Origin of the sequence: Cellulosimicrobium sp. NPDC057862, assembly GCF_042797035.1 — a bacterium.
Classification (GTDB): Bacteria; Actinomycetota; Actinomycetes; order Actinomycetales; family Cellulomonadaceae; genus Cellulosimicrobium.
This window is the reverse complement of sequence record NZ_JBHVMH010000003.1, coordinates 19606-36101: the sequence shown is the minus strand read 5'-3', so window position 1 is coordinate 36101 and position 16496 is coordinate 19606. Positions and strand designations below refer to the sequence as shown.

Below are 16496 nucleotides of genomic sequence, written 5' to 3'. Positions count from 1 at the left end.
AGGGGCGTTCGGCCCTCGCCCCTCCCCGAACTCGCCCGGCTACGGGCGCGGCACGTTGCGCAGGTTCGCGCGCGCCATCGACACGACCTCGCCCATCCCGCCGCCGAGGATCTCCTTGCTCATCGCGACCGCGAACCCACGGACCTGGCCCGCGGTGATGTTCGGCGGGATCGAGAGCGCGCGGGGGTCCGTGACGACGTCGACGAGCGCGGGACCGGGCCGGTTGAGCGCGTCCTGGAGGGCGCGGCGCAGGTCCTTCGGCTTCTCGACGCGCACGGCGGGGATGCCGATCGCGTTCGCGACGGCGGCGTAGTCGACCTGCGGCGACTCGGTGCCGAACATCGGCAGCCCGTCGACGAGCATCTCGAGGCGGACCATGCCGAGGCTCGCGTTGTCGAAGAGGACGACCTTGACCGGCAGGTCGTAGTGCTTGAGCGTGACCAGCTCGCCGAGCAGCATCGAGAGCCCGCCGTCGCCGGACATGGCGACGACCTGGCGGCCGGGCTGCGCCGCCGCGACGCCGATCGCGTGCGGCAGCGCGTTGGCCATCGACCCGTGGATGAACGACCCGATGACGCGGCGCCTGCCGTTCGGCGTGATGTACCGCGCGGCCCACACGTTGCACATGCCCGTGTCGACGGTGAACACCGCGTCGTCGGAGGCGACCTGGTCGAGCGTGTCGGCGACGAACTCGGGGTGGATGGGCGTCGTGCGCTCGACCTTCTTCGTGTACGCCCCGACGACGCCCGTCATCGCCTTCTCGTGCTTGGACACCATGGAGTCGACGAACTTCCGGGACCGCGCCTTCTTCACGAGCGGCAGCAGCGCGCGGACCGTCTCGCCGACGTCGCCCACGACCGCGAGGTCGAGGCGCGTGCGACGGCCGAGGTGCGTCGGGTCGACGTCGACCTGGGCCGTGCGCACCGACTCCGGGAGGAACTGGTCGTACGGGAAGTCCGTGCCGAGCAGGATCAGCAGGTCGCAGTCGTGCATCGCGTCGAACGCGGCGCCGTAGCCGAGCAGGCCGGACATGCCGACGTCGAACGGGTTGTCGTACTGGATGAACTCCTTGCCGCGCAGCGAGTGACCGACGGGCGCGGCGATCTTGTCGGCGAGCGCGATCACGTCGTCGTGCGCGCCGCGCACGCCCGCACCGGCGAAGATCGTCACCTTCTTCGCGGCGTCGATCGCGTCCACGAGCTGCTGGACGGCGCCCGCGTCGGGGACGACGCGCGGGGGAGCGGGCCGGCACGCGACGTCGGGCACGGCGGCCGGGGCGTCGAGGTCCGCGACGTCGCCCGGGAGCGTGAGGACGGAGACGCCGCGGGCGCCGTACGCGTGGTGGATCGCGGAGTTGATGACGCGCGGCGCCTGGTCGGCGCTCGAGATCATCTCCGAGTAGACGGAGCACTCGGTGAACAGGCGGTCGGGGTGCGTCTCCTGGAAGAACCCGGTGCCGATCTGCTTGCTCGGGATGTGGCTCGCGATGGCGAGCACCGGCACGCGCGACCGGTTGGCGTCGTACAGGCCGTTGATGAGGTGCAGGTTGCCCGGCCCGCACGACCCCGCGCACACCGCGAGGCTCCCCGTGACCTCGGCCTCCGCGGCCGCCGCGAACGCCGCCGCCTCCTCGTGGCGCACGTGGATCCACTCGATGCCCTTGCCAGCGTTCTCGCCCGTGTTGGACCGGTGCACGGCGTCGACCACGGGGTTGAGGCTGTCGCCGACGATGCCGTAGATCCGCCGCACCCCCGCCTCGATGAGCTGCGCGACGAGCAGGTCCGCGACGGTCCGGTTGCGCTTGTCGACGGGGGAGCGGCCGATTCCGAACGGCATGACGTACCTCCACGGGTGGGCTGGGGTCGTCCTCCATCGTGCGCCGGGCCCGCGCGGGCCGCAGCGCGAGCCGGCGTCTCGTGCGTCACGGTTCGCCGGCGCCCCCGCCCGGTGCCGCACCCGGGGTCGTCGCCACCCTGGGTGCCGAACCCGGGGTTGTTCCCGGGTTCGGCACGATCCTGGGGGACAACCCCGGCTTCGGCGTCAGGCCCGGGTCGCTACGGACGGGGTGCGGCGGCGCGCCACGGCGGCCGTCGCGTCGGCCTGCGCGAGCTCGCCGTGGATCCCCGCGCCCGCCATGACTCCCGCCGCCGCCGACGCGCCGACCTGGGCCATGAGGTCGCTCGAGTTCCCGGCCGCCCACACGCCGGGGACGGCCGTCGCGCCCCGCGGGTCGGCGGGCACGAACCGGCCCGCCGGGTGGTCCTCGAGCGCGCCGCCGAGCTGCTCGAAGAGCTCGCCGCGTGCGACGAACCGCGGCCCGACGACGACCGCGTCCACCGCGAACGACGTCCCGTCCGCGAGGACGACCGACCGCACGACCCGACCCTCGACGTCGAGGCGCGCGACCTCGCCCTCGACCACGCGCACGCCGAGCGCGGAGAGCTGCTCCCACGTCGCGTCGTCGAGGTCCGGGGCGGTGTGCTGGAAGAGCGTGACGTGCGGCGTGAGCTGGCGGAACAGGAGCACCTGGTGCGCTGCGGCGGGGCCCGTCGCGAGCACCGCGACCCGCTGCCCGCGCACCTCCCAGCCGTGGCAGAAGGGGCAGTGCAGCACGGTCGAGCCCCAGCCCTCGCGCACGCCGGGGACGTCGGGGAGCTCGTCGACGAGGCCCGTCGCGAGCAGCACGCGGCGCGCGCGGACGGTCCCACCGTCGTCGAGCGTGAGCGTGAAGCCCGTCTCGGCGTCGCCGGCAGCGCGGGCCACGCGCGCGTCGCGGACCTCGGCGCCGTAGCCCTCGGCCTCGGCACGACCCGCGGCGAGCAGCTCGCGCGGCGGGACGCCCTCGCGCCCCAGCAGGTTGTGCGCGCCCTCCGCGGGCGCGTTGCGCGGCTCGCCGGCGTCGAGCACGACGACGGAGCGCAGCGACCGCGCGAGCGTCACCGCGGCGCTCAGCCCGGCGGGCCCGCCGCCGACGATCGCGACGTCGTGGACGGTGTTCTCGGAAGTGGTGGTCATGGCTCTCCTCAGCAGTGGCGGGGGCTTCGCTGAGTGCGTGAGACAGTCGCGGGGATCGGCCCGGACGGCGACTGTCTCACGCACTCAGCGCGGGCGGCGGGCGGCCCAGACGATGCGGCCGCCGCGGGCTCCGACGGTGTGTGCGGGTGCCGGGTCGGCAGGGTTCGTCGCGGCGAGCACCGCGTCGAGCGCGGCGAGGTCGTCGGGGTCGAGGTGGTCGGCGAGGTGCTCGCGCTGGCGGCTCGTGGTCGCGTGCGCCCAGCGCGTCACGTCCGGTCCGGGCTGCACGACGGCGGTCGGCTCGCGCCGCTCGACGAGGTCCAGCCCCGCGTCGGTCACGTACAGCGCCCAGTCGGGGTAGCGGTTCCAGCCCGCCTGGCCCAGCGCGCGCTCGAGGTGGGCGGCGAGCTCGGGGCGCGCGACGTCGTCGGGCAGGACGGGCGCGGTGGCGGTCATCTCGACGACGACGAGCAGGCCGCCGGGCGCGAGCGCGTCGTGGGCGTCGCGCAGGACGCGCGCCGGGTCGGCGACGTGGTGCAGGGATGCCGACGCCCACACGACGTCCGCCGCGCCGACGTCCGGCCAGCCGGCGTCGAGATCGGCCTCGACGGTGCGCACGCGGTTCTCGAGGCCGGTCCCGGCGAGGCCTGCGCGCAGCCGTTCCAGCATCCCCGCGTCCGCGTCGACCGCGACGACCTCCGCGTCCGGGAACGCGCGAGCGAGCGCCCGGGTCCCCGTGCCGGTGCCCGCGCCGAGGTCGACGACGGTGCGGGTCGCGCGCGGCGCGTGCGCGACGGCGACCGCGACGGCCTGGTCGAGCAGCGTCCCGAACACCGAGGCGTCGAGCTCGAGCAGCTCGGCCAGCCCGTCCGCGTCGTGGCCGTGCGCGTGGCCGTGCGCATGATCAAGGCCGTGGCCGTGGCCGTGGCCGTACGGGTGGTCGTGCTCGGGGGAGGTCATGCGTCCACCGTAGGCCGGTTCTGCGCCTGAGACATATGATCTTGCTCATGACGCAAGAACTGGACCTCGATGCCGTCGTCCGGCAGCGCATCCGTGGCCTGCGCCTCGCGCGCGGCTGGACTCTCGACGCGCTCGCGGCACGGTGCTTCCTCAGCCCGTCGACGCTCAGCCGCCTCGAGACGGGGCACCGCCGCATCGCGCTCGACCAGCTCGTCCCGATCGCCCGCGCGCTGGGCACGACGCTCGACCAGCTCGTCGAGCCGGTCGACGACGAGGACGTCGTCATCCGGCCCGAGTCGCAGCGCCGGCCGGGGGAGACCACGTGGCTGCTCTCGCGCGACCGGCCCGGGACGATGGTGGCGAAGATGCGCCTGACGCCCGAGCGCGCCGTCGGCCCGGAGCACCAGCGCGTCCACCCGGGGCACGAGTGGTTCACGGTCCTGTCCGGGACGGCCGTCGTCTACCTCGCGGACCGCCGGATCCTCGTGCACGAGGGGCAGGCGGCGGAGTTCTCGACGATGGTGCCGCACTCGTTCGGCGCGCACGACGGCCCGGTCGAGATCCTCACGATCTTCGACCAGGAGGGTGAGCGCGCCCACCTCTCGGGCACCGACCCGGCCTGACGGCCAGCGTGCCGAACCCGGGGTCGCTCCTCAGCCGCGGCCGCGCGTGGGGAAAGACCCAGGGTTGGGCGGCGTCAGTGCGCCGGCGCGACGTCCTCGCGGTCAGCGCTCCGGCGCAGCGACCGGAGCGCGACGAGCACGAGCACGACGGCGAGCGCCGCCGCCGCGACGACGACCTCGAACCCGGCGTGCGCACCGCCCGCGTCGATGCGCGACCCGGCGACCGACGACCCGATCGACACCCCGACCCCGAGCGACGTCCCGACCCACGCGAGCCCCTCGGTGAGCTGGTTCGGCGCGACGAGGTTCTGGACGAGGTTGTTGCCGTTGATGAGCGTCGGCGCGATGGCGAACCCGGTCACGAACATCACCGCGGCGAGGACGGGGATCGACGTGACGAAGAAGAACAGCGAGACGCCGGCGGCGAGCGCGACGATCCCGAGGACGAACCGGCGCCACAGCGGCGAGACCCAGTGCCGCGCGCCGTAGACGAGGCCGGAGATGAGCGAGCCCATCGCGAAGACGGCGAGGATCAGCCCGGCCGCGCCCTTCTGCCCCTGCTCCTCGGCGAACGCGATGGTCGAGACGTCGGTCGCGCCGAACACGATGCCCATCGCCACGAAGATCACGGCGAGCACGATCATCCCCGTCGACCGCATGGCGGAGCGCTGCTTCACGCCGCCCTCGGGCACGACGACGGGCGGCTCGGTCGCGCGCTGCGACAGGAACCAGAGCCCGCCGACGACCGCCGCGACGAGCGGCACGATCAGCCCGGCCGAGGGGGAGACGCTCGTGGCGAGCACCGTCGCGAGCACCGGCCCGACGACGAACACGAGCTCGTCGAGCGCGGACTCGAGCGAGTAGGCGGTGTGCAGGCGCCGGGCGTCGGGCACCGTGTGGGTCCAGCGCGCGCGGACCATCGACCCGTACGACCCCTGCGTCGCGCCGGAGATCGCGGCGAACACGTAGAGCGTCCACTCGGGGGCGCGCAGCACCGCGCAGAGGATGAGGCCGCCGAGCCCGAACGTCGTCGCGGCGAGCATCGGCAGCATGACGACGCGCTGACCGGTGCGGTCGACCAGCCGCGCGATCTGGGGCGACACGATCGCCTGCGCCACGACGAGCGCGGCCGCGACGCGCCCGGCGAGCGCGTACTCGCCGTAGATGCCCTGGATCATGAGGATCGTGCCGATGCCGACCATCGACATCGGCAGGCGCGCCACGAGCGCCCCGGCGGAGAACCGCCACGCCCCCGGCAGGGTGAGCACGGCGCGGTAGGGGTTCCGGGACGTCGTCGCCTCCGGTTCCGCGGGGGTGCCCGACGTCGTCTCGTCGGTCGTCAGGTCGTCCCGCCGGTGCTCGGGGTTCTCGGGGTCGTCAGCGCGCGACGGGGAATCCTGGACCACCGTCCCAGTGTCGCACCCGGATGCCGCCCGCCCGGTAGCGAATTCGCGGATCGGGGACGGACGTGACGACCGTCTCGCCACGCGGCCCGGCCCGTGCGCGCCGGTTGTCCGACGGCCGTGCGGCGGCGACGATGGGCGCCATGACCGACAGCCCCGCACCCCGCACCCTGACCGTCGCAGTCACCGACGAGGGCGACCGCTTCGAGGCCCGCACCGAGGACGGCGTCGTCGCCGGCTTCGCCGCCTACGTCCGCGAGCCCGGGAAGGTGATCTTCACGCACACCGAGGTCGACCCGGCGTTCGAGGGCCAGGGCGTCGGCTCCGCGCTCGCCGCGGGCGCGCTCGACCAGGTCCGGGCGTCCGGGGAGCGGGTCGTCGCGCTGTGCCCGTTCATCCGCGCGTACATCCAGCGCCACCCGGACTACGAGGACCTCACGCAGCGGTGAACGACGCCCACCGGTGAGACGACTCCCGCGGTGAGGACGACGAAGAGCCCTGGTCCCGCAAGGACCAGGGCTCTCGTGCGCGGCAGCCGCCGCGACGGTCAACAGGGGTGAGCGAGGGTCAAGAGATGGTGCCCGTGCCCTCGCCCTCCATGCGCTCGTCGTGCAGCAGCTCGCCCTCGGCGTCGACCGGGACGATCGTGCCGTCGAACGTGATGGGCGAGCCCGACTGGTAGCGGAAGTTCGTCGCGTACGAGTACGACTGGCCGGTGCCGAACGTGTAGACCGTCGGCTCGCGGTACGCGCCCGGCGCCATCCCGTCGTCGTTCACGCCCTGCGCCCCGTACAGGTCGTCGTCGACGATCGTGTCCATGCCCTGCATGTAGGGCCAGTCGTCGTAGCGCTCGTCGATGCTCACGAGGCTCGAGCCGAGGTCGATCGGCGCGCCCTCGTTGGTGATGACGTAGTTGACGAAGACGATGTCGTCGCCCTCGGCGATGATCGGCTGGTTGTTCTCCGGGTCGACGAACAGGCCGTCCTTCGTCGCCTGCGTGACGCCCACCTGGTAGACGTCGATGCGCACCTCGCCGACGTTGAACGTCGAGATCTGCTCGCCCGGGTTCGTGACGGGGTTCGCCCAGTCGGGCAGCTCGCCGCTCGCGCCGGTCTCCTCGGCCGCGGCGTCGTCGACCTCCTCCGCGTCGTCGACCGGCGCGGTCTCCTCGGCGGACGTCTCCTCCGGCGTCGGCGTCTCGGGCGTGCCGCCGCCGACGTTGATGGTGCACGCGGTGAGGCCGAGCGCGAGCGCGGCGGCGACGGTCAGGCGGGCGGCGGAACGGACGGGACGCATGAGGAGCTCCGGTGTTTCGGGGAGGGGTGCCGCACGGACCTTACCCACAGACAAGGTGCCGCATCGATGGGGAGCGGTGCCCATGAGACGGCGCGCGGACGTCCGGGACCTTCGCCTGTTGCGCCGCCGCCCGAGCGCGAGGACCCTTCCCCTATGCCTCGGCACCGCCTCTCCCCGACCCCTCCCGTGCGCGCGGACCTGCGCGTTCGTCCCGGCACTACCGCTCCGCGGGAGGGCGCGTGACCGCCCTGCGCGTCGAGCGCGCCGACGTGATCGTCGTGGGCGGAGGTGGCGCGGGTCTCAGCGCGGCGCTCGCTGTCGCGGAGTCCGCGGCGCAGGACGAGCGCCGCGTCCCCGTCGTCGCGCTCGTGTCGAAGGTGTACCCGATGCGCTCGCACACGGTCGCCGCGGAGGGCGGGGCCGCGGGCGTCGTGGGCGACGACGACTCGTTGGAGCAGCACGTCGCCGACACCCTCGCCGGGGGTGCGGGGCTGTGCGAGGAGGACGCCGTCCGGTTCGTCGTCGAGCGTGCGGCGGGCGAGCTCTACCGCCTGGAGCGCTGGGGCCTGCCGTGGTCGCGCACCGACGACGGCGACGTGGCCGTGCGACGGTTCGGCGGCATGAGCCGCGCGCGCACGTGGTTCGCGGCCGACAAGACCGGCTTCCACCTGCTGCACACGCTCTTCCAGACGTCGCTGCGGTACTCGGGCGCGGACGGCCCCGTCCGCCGGTACGACGAGCACCACGTGCTCGACCTGGTGGTCGACGACGCGGGCGGGCAGGACGCGCGGGTGCGCGGCGTCGTCGTGCACGACCAGCACCGCGGCGAGCCGCTGCTGATCGAGGCGCCCGCGGTGGTCCTCGCGACGGGCGGGTCGGCCCGCGCGTGGGGGACGAGCACGAACGCCGGCATCTGCACGGGCGACGGCACCGCGATGGCCCTGCGCGCGGGCGTGCCGCTGCGCGACATGGAGTTCCTGCAGTTCCACCCGACCGGCCTCCCCGGGAGCGGCATCTTGCTCACCGAGGCCGCGCGCGGCGAGGGCGGCGTGCTGCTCGACGCCGAGGGGCGCCGCTACCTCGCCGACTACGGGCTCGGCCCGGAGACGCCCGTCGGGTCGCCCGTGCCGCGCACCATGGAGCTCGGGCCGCGCGACCGGCTGTCGCAGGCGTTCTGGCACGCCGACCGCGACGGGCGCACGATCCCCACGCCCGACGGCGGCGTCGTGCTGCTCGACCTGCGGCACCTCGGCAAGGAGCGCCTCGCCGAGCGGTTGCCGCTCGTGACCGGGATCGCCAAGCAGTTCGCGGGCGTCGACCCTGCGACCGAGCCCGTTCCCGTCCGCCCCACGGCGCACTACACCATGGGCGGCATCCGCACCGACGCGCGTGGCGCGACCGGCGTCGCCGGGCTGTTCGCCGCGGGGGAGTGCGCCTCTACCGGCCTGCACGGCGCCAACCGGCTCGGGTCGAACTCGCTCGTCGAGACGCTCGTCGTCGGGCGCGCGGCGGGCGAGGCCGCGCTCGCGTGGTCGCGCGCTGCCGGGCACCCCGGGGCCGACGGCGGCGCGGCGGGCGCGGGCGCCGGCGTCGGTCCGGCGTCGGCGGAGGGAGCGGTGGTCGACCGTGCCGCCGAGATCGCCGACGGCTACCTCGCGATGCGCGGCCGGGGGACCGAGCCGCCCGCCGCGATCCGGGCCGAGCTCGGCCGCGTGCTCGACGCCGACGCCGGGATCTACCGCGACGCCGACGGGCTGCGGCGGGCGCTCGCCACGGTCGAGGACCTGCGCGCGCGGTACGCCGACGTGCGCGTCGCCGACACGAGCGCCGTGCTCAACACCGACTGGGCCACGACCGTCGAGCTCGGCGCGACGCTGCTCGTCGCCCACGCGACCGTCGCGGCCGCGCTCGCGCGCGAGGAGTCCCGCGGCGCGCACCAGCGGCTGGACTTCCCGGAGCGGGAGCCGGCGGCGCGACACTCGGAGGTCTGGCTGGGTGCGGGCGGCACGCTGACGGTCGAGCACGTCCCGGTGGGTGTCGGAACCGCCGAGCACGAGGTTGCTCTCGGAAGGGGCTCGACAACGACAGGAACGTCGTTCTCGGCGGGGAGCGGGGAGGGCGCATGAACGACGCGACGCCGAGCGAGGCTGGGCAGACGGTGCGGCTGGAGGTCGCGCGGACGTCGCCCGACGGCGCGGACACCGGGCGGCGCGACGTGTTCGACGTGCCCTACGACGACCGCACGTCCGTGCTCGACGCGCTGCAGTGGGTCAAGGACCACGCGGACCCCACGCTGACGTTCCGGTGGTCGTGCAAGATGGCGGTCTGCGGCAGCTGCGGCGTCATGGTCAACGGGCGCCCGGTGCTCGGGTGCGAGACGTTCGTGCGCGGCTACCGGACGTCGGGCCTCGTCGTCGAGCCGCTCGCGCACGCCGAGGTGCTGCGCGACCTCGTCGTGGACACCGACACGTTCCTGGGCAAGCTCGCCGCGGTGCAGCCGTGGCTCGTGCCCGACGGCGCGACGCGCCTCCCGCTCGTCGACGCGCCCGCGCCCGTGGCCGGTGCGGGCGCCGTCGACGAGGCCGCGGACCCGCTGACGGCGGACGGCGACGACGCGCTGCGGGCGCACGGACCGGCGTCGGGCCACCGACAGACGCCGGGCGAGCTCGCCGCGTTCAGGGGCTTCGCCGAGTGCATCGACTGCATGCTCTGCTACGCGGCGTGCCCGCAGCTCGACGTCGCGCCGGACTTCCTCGGCCCGGCCGTCGTCGCGACGGCGCGTCGCTGGGACGAGGACTCGCGCGACGCGGGAGAGCTCGACCGCGCCGACGTCCTCGACACCGAGTTCGGCGCGTGGCCGTGCATCCAGGTCGGGGCGTGCACGCAGGTCTGCCCCAAGGGCGTGGACCCGGCCCGCGCGCTCCGCGACGCCCAGCGCGTCGCGACGGACACGTGGGACGCGCGCGAACGCCGTCGGACCACGTGACCCTCTCGCGAGGTAGAGCCCCGGTCCCCGAGGTAGAGCCCTGGTCCCCCGAGGGAGAGGCGTGGTCGTGACCACGCCTCTCCCTCGGCGGGGTCGTCAGCTCCCGAGGGCCGCGGAGACGACGTCCTTCGCCTCGGCCTGGACCTGGGTCAGGTGCTCGGCCGAGACGAACGACTCGGCGTAGATCTTGTAGACGTTCTCCGTCCCCGAGGGCCGCGCCGCGAACCACGCGTTCTCGGTCGTGACCTTGAGACCGCCGATCGGGGCGTCGTTGCCAGGAGCGTTCGTGAGCTTCGCGGTGATCGGCTCGCCCGCGAGCTCGGTCGCGGTGACCTGCTCGGGCGAGAGCTTGCCGAGCGTCGCCTTCTCCTCGAGCGTGGCGGGCGCGTCGACGCGCGCGTACCAGGACTCGCCGTAGCGCTCCACGAGGTCGCGGTGGTGCTCGGAGGGGGTGCGGCCCGTCGTCGCGATGATCTCGGAGGCGAGGAGCGCGAGCAGCAGGCCGTCCTTGTCCGTGGACCAGACGCGGCCGTCCTTGCGCAGGAACGACGCACCCGCGGACTCCTCGCCGCCGAACCCGACGGAGCCGTCGAGCAAGCCGGGCACGAACCACTTGAACCCGACAGGGACCTCGACGAGCCGACGCCCGAGCCCGCCCGCGACCCGGTCGATGAGCGCGGACGACACGAGCGTCTTGCCGATCGCGGCGTCGTCGCGCCAGCCCTCGCGCGCGCCGCCGTAGAGGTACTGGATCGCGACGGCGAGGTAGTGGTTGGGGTTCATGAGCCCGGCGTCGGGCGTGACGATCCCGTGGCGGTCGGAGTCGGCGTCGTTCCCGGTCGCGACGTCGAACGGCGCGCCGCCCTCGGCGTCGCCGGAGTCGCCCGTCATCCCGGCGACGAGCGACGCCATGGCGTACGGCGACGAGCAGTCCATGCGGATCTTGCCGTCCCAGTCGAGCGTCATGAACGCCCAGCGCGGGTCGACCTGCGGGTTGACGACCGTGAGGTCGAGCCCGTAGCGCTCGCCGATCTCGCCCCAGTACTCGACCGACGCACCGCCCAACGGGTCGGCGCCGATGCGCACGCCGGAGTCGCGGATGGCGTCGAGGTCGAGCACGTTCGCGAGGTCGTCGACGTACGTGGTGAGGAAGTCGTGCTTGTGCACGTGCTCCGACGTGAGCGCCTGGGTGAGCGGCACGCGGCGCACGCTCGCGACGCCGTCGCGCAGGATCTCGTTCGCGCGGTCCGCGATCCAGCCCGTCGCCTCGGACCCGGCGGGGCCGCCGTGCGGCGGGTTGTACTTGAAGCCGCCGTCGCGCGGGGGGTTGTGCGACGGCGTGACGACGATGCCGTCCGCGAGGCCCGGGCCGGTGGTGCGGACGCCGTCGACCGTCGTCGCCTCGTTGTGCAGGAGGATCGACTGCGAGACGGCGGGGGTCGGGGTGAACGAGTCGCGCGCGTCGACGTACGTCTGGACGCCCGCGGCGACGAGGACCTCGAGCGCGGTCTGCCACGCCGGGAGCGACAGGGCGTGCGTGTCGCGCCCGATGAACAGCGGGCCGTCGGTGCCCTGCGAGCGCCGGTACTCGACGATCGCCGCGGTGATGGCGACGATGTGCGCCTCGTTGAACGCGTGGTCGAGGCTCGAGCCGCGGTGGCCGGACGTGCCGAACACGACCTTCTGCGCCGGGTCGTCCACGTCGGGGGCGAGGTCGTAGTAGGCGCCGACCACGGCGTCGACGTCGATGAGGTCGCTGGGCTGGGCGGGCGTGCCGGCGCGGGGATCCATGGGTCGATCCTGCCAGGGGTGACGTCCGCGCGTCAGCCGGGACCGCCGTCCGGTCGGGCTCTACCCGGCAGGTCTGGCGCTCGCGCGGTCGATCGCCATCTCGACGGCGTCGAGGAGGCGGTCGAGGCTCGCGTCGAAGGGGCCCTGCGGGGCGTCGAAGCCGCCCGCGACGTAGACGCGCGTCATGACGGGGTAGCGCTCGACGTCGAACCAGTCCTCCCAGAAGCTGCCGAGCGTCGTCCAGTACTCGTCGTTGCCCACCCCGGTCGCGTCGCGCTCGGTCCGCTCGGCGACCGTCGCGCGCGCGAGGCCCTGGACGTAGTTGTCGACGAGCCCGAGGGTGTCGACGACCTGGAGCTCCGAGAGCCCGGTGTCGACGATCGTGCGCAGCCCCGCCTCCTGGGCGTCGAGCACGTGGGGCGCGAGCGGGGCCCGCCACATGTTGGTCTGCAGGATCCACGGGTGGCGCAGGTAGAGGTTCCACAGCTCGTGCGCGTACTGCGCGAGCGCGGGCCGCCACGGCGCCCCCGCGACGGGGAGGTCGAGCTCGGCGTACGCGCGGTCGACCATGAGGTCGACGAGCTCGGTCCGGCCGGGGACGTAGGTGTACAGCGACATCGCGCCGACGCCGAGCTCGGTCGCGACGCGACGCATGGAGAGCGCGTCGAGGCCACCCTCCTGCGCGACGGCGATCCCGGCCTGCACGACGTCGTCGAGCGTGAGGCGCGGCTTGCGCCCGCGCGTCGCGGGGGCGGGCGGGTCCCACAGGAGCGCGAGGCGACGCGTGATCTCCGGCGTGCGGACGACCTCGGTGAACTGGGCCCGCGCGTGCTCGGCGGCCTGCACGGCGGAGGCCACCCCGGCGTCCGCGGCTGCGACCACGCCGCGCGGGCGCCCGGGCTCCTCCGGCTCCGGGGTCGCGGGCGGGGTCTGCGGGGTGCCCGACGGCGCGTGGTTGCCGTCGCGCTCGTCGGTGCGGTCGGTCGTCACGTGCGTATCCTCCCCGACTTCGGTCGCGTCCCGCCCGGACAAGCCAGGCGGGACCAAGGCTTGCCTCTTCCCGTACACCGTATGCTAACGTGGATCGTCAATTTCGGTACGGCGTACGAAAGGGTGGCTCCGGTGATCCGAGCCCGTGGCCTGACCAAGACCTTCCACCGCAAGAAAGAGACCGTCGAGGCCGTCAAGGGCATCGACATCGACGTCCGCGAGGGCGAGCTCGTCGCCTTCCTCGGCCCGAACGGGGCCGGCAAGTCCACGACCCTGAGGATGCTGACGAGCCTCCTCGAACCGACCGCCGGGACCGCGGAGGTCGCGGGCTACGACGTCTCGAAGCACCCGGCCCACGTCCGCTCCCGCATCGGCTTCATCGGCCAGGGCAACGGCGGCGGGTACTCCTACCGGGTGCTCGACGAGCTGCACAACCAGGGCCGCTTCTACGGTCTGCCGCCCAGCGAGTACACCCGGCGCGCGGCCGACCTCCTCGAGGCGCTCGACCTCGGCGGGCTCGAGAAGCGCACGGTGCAGTCGTTGTCCGGCGGGCAGCGGCGGCGCCTCGACGTCGCGCTCGGGCTCATGAACCACCCGCCGCTGCTGTTCCTCGACGAGCCGACGACGGGCCTCGACCCGCACGCGCGCGCCAACCTGTGGGAGCACATCGCCGCGATGCGCGAGCGGTACGGCATGACGATCGTGCTCACCACGCACTACCTGGACGAGGCCGACAGCATGGCCGAGCGCGTCGTCGTCATCGACCACGGCGAGATCATCGCCGACGCCACGCCGGACGCGCTCAAGCACAGCCACGCGGACGACGTCATCACGCTCGCGGTGGTCCCCGCGGCGGGCGGGAGCAACCTCGCCGGCGGAGCCTCGGGCGAGGGGTCGGGCGCGGTGCCCGACGTCGTCGGCCGCGTCCGCGCGTCCCTCGCCGAGGACGTGGGCTCGGTCGAGACCTCGAGCGGCGCCGACGGCGTCGTGTCCGTCCGGATCTCGACGACCCACGGGTCCGACCGGCTGCCGGAGGCGATCGAGTCGCTGCGCGTCGGCGGCCTGGCGGTGCGCTCCGCCGAGCTCAAGCAGGCGAGCCTCGACGACGTGTTCCTCAACCTCACCGGGCGCAGCCTGCGAGAGGAGGCCGCATGAGCACGCGCACCGACCTGTCGTCCTCGGCGATCCGCACGACGCCCGGCACGGACGCTCTCCTGCGGACGGGGGTCGCGAAGTTCTTCGCCGACACCTGGGCCGTCTTCACGCGCGAGATCCTGCTCGTCCTGCGCGACCCGTTCACGCTGATCTTCTCGCTGCTGCAGCCCCTCATCTTCCTCGGGCTGTTCGGGCCGCTGCTCACGGGCGCGGTCGGCGGGTTCGGGGGCGGGGGTGGCGGGTCGACGGCGGAGACCCTCCAGTGGTTCGTCCCCGGTGTGATCGTCATGATCTCGCTGTTCGGCACGTCCATGAGCGGCTCGAACCTGCTCTACGAGATGATGACCGGCTCCTACGAGCGCGTCCTCGCGACCCCGCTCGACCGCTCCGCGATCCTCGTCGGCCGCTCGCTCAAGGAGTTCGCGCCGCTCGTCGTGCAGGGCCTGCTCATCGCGCTCGTCTGCGTCCCGTTCGGGTTCACCCTCTACCCGCTGCACCTGCTCGTCGGCCTGCTGCTGCTCGGGCTGTTCGGCATCGGGGTGGGCGCGCTGTCGATCGCGCTCGCGCTCGCCGCGAAGAACCGCGAGTGGCTGTTCTGGGGCGTGCAGCAGTCGCTGCTGTTCCCGCTGCTCATCCTCTCCGGGATGATGCTGCCGCTCGAGGCCGGCCCGGCGTGGATGCGCACGGCGGCGCTGTTCAACCCGCTGACCTACATCGTGGACGCCGAGCGCGCGCTGCTCGCCGGGTCGTTCGCGGACACCGACGTGCTGTGGGGCTTCGTCGCCGCGGCGGTGACGTGCGTCGTCGGCCTGTGGGTCGGCATCCGCCGCACGCGCAAGACCGTCTGACCGGACACCATGCCCACAGCACGGGTGGGACGTTCGTCCCGGGTCGGGCGGACGTCGTGCCCGTCACGACGGCGTTCTTCCGGGAGCGGTCCCGGGGCGGTCGTACGCTCGCAGAGGCCCGGCTCGGTCCGGGTGGACCACGCGACAGGAGGCCACACGTGAGCGACACCCGGACGGTGCAGGGGACGAGGGACCGCGCGGGAAGGGTCGTCGTGCGGCGGCACGCCGACGTGGTCGCTGCGGCGCAGGACCCCGAGCTGTTCTCCAGCGCGGCGTCGGCTCACCTCCAGGTGCCCAACGGCCTCGACGGCGGAGCGCACGCGCGGGCGCGCCGCCTGCTCGACCCGTTCTTCGCCCCGGACGAGCTCGCGTGGCTCGTCCCGGTGCTCGACGACCTCGCCGCCGGCCTGGTCGACGACGTCGCGGGCGGCCCGTTCGACGCCGTCGAGCTCGGCGCACGGTACGCCGTGCGCGCCCAGTCGGCGTGGCTCGGGTGGCCCGCCGACCGCGAGCCCGAGCTGCTCGACTGGGTCGCGGAGAACCGTGCCGCCACGCGCTCCGGCGACCGCGCGTGGACGGGCCGTGTCGCCGCGCGCTTCGACCGCATCGTCCGCGGCCTGCTCGACGCCCGCCGCGCGGGCGCGACGGGCGGCTCGGCGTCGGCCGGCCCGGAGCACGACCCCGCGACCGAGACCGAGAGCCCCGACGTCACCGCACGCCTGCTCGCCCAGCGCGACGACGACCGCCCGGCCTGGACGGACGAGGAGCTCGTCTCGATCCTGCGCAACTGGACCGGGGGAGACCTGTCGTCGCTCGCCCTGTGTGCGGGCGTCGTCGTGCACTGGCTCGCCGAGCACCCCGAGCACCAGCACCACCTGCGCGACGCTCCGGACCTCGCTCTCGACGCGGCGGTCGACGAGATCCTTCGCCTCGACGACCCGTTCGTCTCGAACCGGCGCGTCGCGACGCGCGACACCGTCGTCGCCGGGTGCCCCGTCGCCGCGGGCGAGCAGGTGGTGCTCGACTGGCGCGAGGCCAACCGCGACCCGGAGGCGTTCGACGACCCCGGCGCCTACGACCCGGTGGGCCACGCCGGCCGCAACCTCGTCTACGGCACGGGACCGCACGTGTGCCCGGGCCGCCCGCTCGCGACTCTCGAGCTGCGCGTCCTCGTCCGCCACCTCCTGCGCGCGGGGACCGTCGTGCGCGACGGCGCCCGCCCGGCCGAGCGCGAGACCGCGCCCGTCGCGGGGTTCCGCACCGTCCCGGTGCGCGTCGTCGGCACCGCCCGCTGACCCGAGACGGCCGCGACGGCGCCCGAGCTCGGTCGAGACGTGAGAAGTGGGGGGGGGGCCCCGACCGGGGGGGGGGGGGGAGAGAAAAGCAGAACCGGCGGAAGGTGGGGGGCGTCAGCCAGCCGGGCCCCCGC

General features: G+C 74.2%; 14 protein-coding genes. 7 read left to right on the top strand and 7 right to left on the bottom strand.

Annotated elements, in window-relative coordinates; genetic code table 11:
- Positions 1 to 39: 39 nt before the first annotated feature.
- From ACFVN3_RS05685 to ACFVN3_RS05675, 3 genes are all read right to left on the bottom strand, one after another.
- Positions 40 to 1836, bottom strand: coding sequence for a pyruvate dehydrogenase (locus ACFVN3_RS05685; protein WP_378231494.1), 1797 nt, complete (start codon positions 1834 to 1836; stop codon positions 40 to 42).
- A gap of 204 nt (positions 1837 to 2040) precedes the next feature.
- On the bottom strand, positions 2041 to 3015 hold the full coding sequence (locus ACFVN3_RS05680; RefSeq protein ID WP_378231492.1) for an NAD(P)/FAD-dependent oxidoreductase: 975 nt from the start codon (positions 3013 to 3015) through the stop codon (positions 2041 to 2043).
- Positions 3016 to 3099: 84 nt separating this feature from the next.
- On the bottom strand, positions 3100 to 3975 hold the full coding sequence (locus tag ACFVN3_RS05675; protein ID WP_378231489.1) for a class I SAM-dependent methyltransferase: 876 nt from the start codon (positions 3973 to 3975) through the stop codon (positions 3100 to 3102).
- 47 nt (positions 3976 to 4022) lie between these two features.
- On the opposite strand from ACFVN3_RS05675, the gene ACFVN3_RS05670 reads away from it, so the two are divergent.
- Positions 4023 to 4598 (top strand): helix-turn-helix domain-containing protein, encoded by a 576-nt coding sequence (locus tag ACFVN3_RS05670; RefSeq protein ID WP_378231485.1) that lies wholly within the window; start codon positions 4023 to 4025, stop codon positions 4596 to 4598.
- A gap of 74 nt (positions 4599 to 4672) precedes the next feature.
- On the opposite strand, the gene ACFVN3_RS05665 is transcribed toward ACFVN3_RS05670, so the two are convergent.
- Positions 4673 to 5866: an MFS transporter gene (locus ACFVN3_RS05665; RefSeq protein WP_378232048.1), complete on the bottom strand. Its 1194-nt coding sequence runs from the start codon at positions 5864 to 5866 to the stop codon at positions 4673 to 4675.
- A gap of 278 nt (positions 5867 to 6144) precedes the next feature.
- Between ACFVN3_RS05665 and ACFVN3_RS05660 the strand changes: the two genes are divergently transcribed.
- Entirely contained in the window at positions 6145 to 6450 is a 306-nt protein-coding gene (locus ACFVN3_RS05660) for a GNAT family N-acetyltransferase (protein WP_378231482.1), read from the top strand.
- 118 nt (positions 6451 to 6568) lie between these two features.
- Here ACFVN3_RS05660 and ACFVN3_RS05655 read toward each other — a convergent pair whose 3' ends face one another.
- Entirely contained in the window at positions 6569 to 7297 is a 729-nt protein-coding gene (locus tag ACFVN3_RS05655; RefSeq protein ID WP_378231480.1) for a hypothetical protein, read from the bottom strand.
- A gap of 239 nt (positions 7298 to 7536) precedes the next feature.
- Between ACFVN3_RS05655 and ACFVN3_RS05650 the strand changes: the two genes are divergently transcribed.
- On the top strand, positions 7537 to 9423 hold the full coding sequence (locus tag ACFVN3_RS05650) for an FAD-binding protein (protein WP_378231478.1): 1887 nt from the start codon (positions 7537 to 7539) through the stop codon (positions 9421 to 9423).
- Positions 9420 to 10283, top strand: coding sequence for a 2Fe-2S iron-sulfur cluster-binding protein (locus ACFVN3_RS05645; RefSeq protein ID WP_378231475.1), 864 nt, complete (start codon positions 9420 to 9422; stop codon positions 10281 to 10283). Before ACFVN3_RS05650 ends, ACFVN3_RS05645 begins: the two co-directional genes overlap by 4 nt.
- A 96-nt stretch (positions 10284 to 10379) precedes the next feature.
- Here ACFVN3_RS05645 and pgm read toward each other — a convergent pair whose 3' ends face one another.
- A complete protein-coding gene (gene pgm, locus ACFVN3_RS05640; protein ID WP_378231472.1) occupies positions 10380 to 12074 on the bottom strand; it encodes a phosphoglucomutase (alpha-D-glucose-1,6-bisphosphate-dependent) in 1695 nt (564 codons plus the stop codon).
- A 60-nt stretch (positions 12075 to 12134) separates the two neighbouring features.
- A complete protein-coding gene (locus ACFVN3_RS05635) occupies positions 12135 to 13064 on the bottom strand; it encodes a TetR/AcrR family transcriptional regulator (protein ID WP_378231470.1) in 930 nt (309 codons plus the stop codon).
- 132 nt (positions 13065 to 13196) lie between these two features.
- Between ACFVN3_RS05635 and ACFVN3_RS05630 the strand changes: the two genes are divergently transcribed.
- The 3 genes from ACFVN3_RS05630 to ACFVN3_RS05620 all read left to right on the top strand — a co-directional run bounded on the left by ACFVN3_RS05630 (position 13197) and on the right by ACFVN3_RS05620 (position 16362).
- A complete protein-coding gene (locus ACFVN3_RS05630; protein ID WP_378231468.1) occupies positions 13197 to 14219 on the top strand; it encodes an ABC transporter ATP-binding protein in 1023 nt (340 codons plus the stop codon).
- The gene (locus ACFVN3_RS05625) at positions 14216 to 15067 is read left to right on the top strand and encodes an ABC transporter permease (protein ID WP_378231466.1); all 852 of its coding nucleotides are present in this window, start codon (positions 14216 to 14218) and stop codon (positions 15065 to 15067) included. Before ACFVN3_RS05630 ends, ACFVN3_RS05625 begins: the two co-directional genes overlap by 4 nt.
- A gap of 158 nt (positions 15068 to 15225) precedes the next feature.
- On the top strand, positions 15226 to 16362 hold the full coding sequence (locus tag ACFVN3_RS05620; RefSeq protein ID WP_378231464.1) for a cytochrome P450: 1137 nt from the start codon (positions 15226 to 15228) through the stop codon (positions 16360 to 16362).
- Positions 16363 to 16496 lie beyond the last annotated feature (134 nt).

Coding starts and splice junctions, on each gene's coding strand:
- ACFVN3_RS05685 (WP_378231494.1), bottom strand. CDS start 1,836: ATGCCGTTCGGAATCGGCCGCTCCCCCGTCGACAAGCGCAACCGGACC.
- ACFVN3_RS05680 (WP_378231492.1), bottom strand. CDS start 3,015: ATGACCACCACTTCCGAGAACACCGTCCACGACGTCGCGATCGTCGGC.
- ACFVN3_RS05675 (WP_378231489.1), bottom strand. CDS start 3,975: ATGACCTCCCCCGAGCACGACCACCCGTACGGCCACGGCCACGGCCAC.
- ACFVN3_RS05670 (WP_378231485.1), top strand. CDS start 4,023: ATGACGCAAGAACTGGACCTCGATGCCGTCGTCCGGCAGCGCATCCGT.
- ACFVN3_RS05660 (WP_378231482.1), top strand. CDS start 6,145: ATGACCGACAGCCCCGCACCCCGCACCCTGACCGTCGCAGTCACCGAC.
- ACFVN3_RS05655 (WP_378231480.1), bottom strand. CDS start 7,297: ATGCGTCCCGTCCGTTCCGCCGCCCGCCTGACCGTCGCCGCCGCGCTC.
- ACFVN3_RS05645 (WP_378231475.1), top strand. CDS start 9,420: ATGAACGACGCGACGCCGAGCGAGGCTGGGCAGACGGTGCGGCTGGAG.
- pgm (WP_378231472.1), bottom strand. CDS start 12,074: ATGGATCCCCGCGCCGGCACGCCCGCCCAGCCCAGCGACCTCATCGAC.
- ACFVN3_RS05625 (WP_378231466.1), top strand. CDS start 14,216: ATGAGCACGCGCACCGACCTGTCGTCCTCGGCGATCCGCACGACGCCC.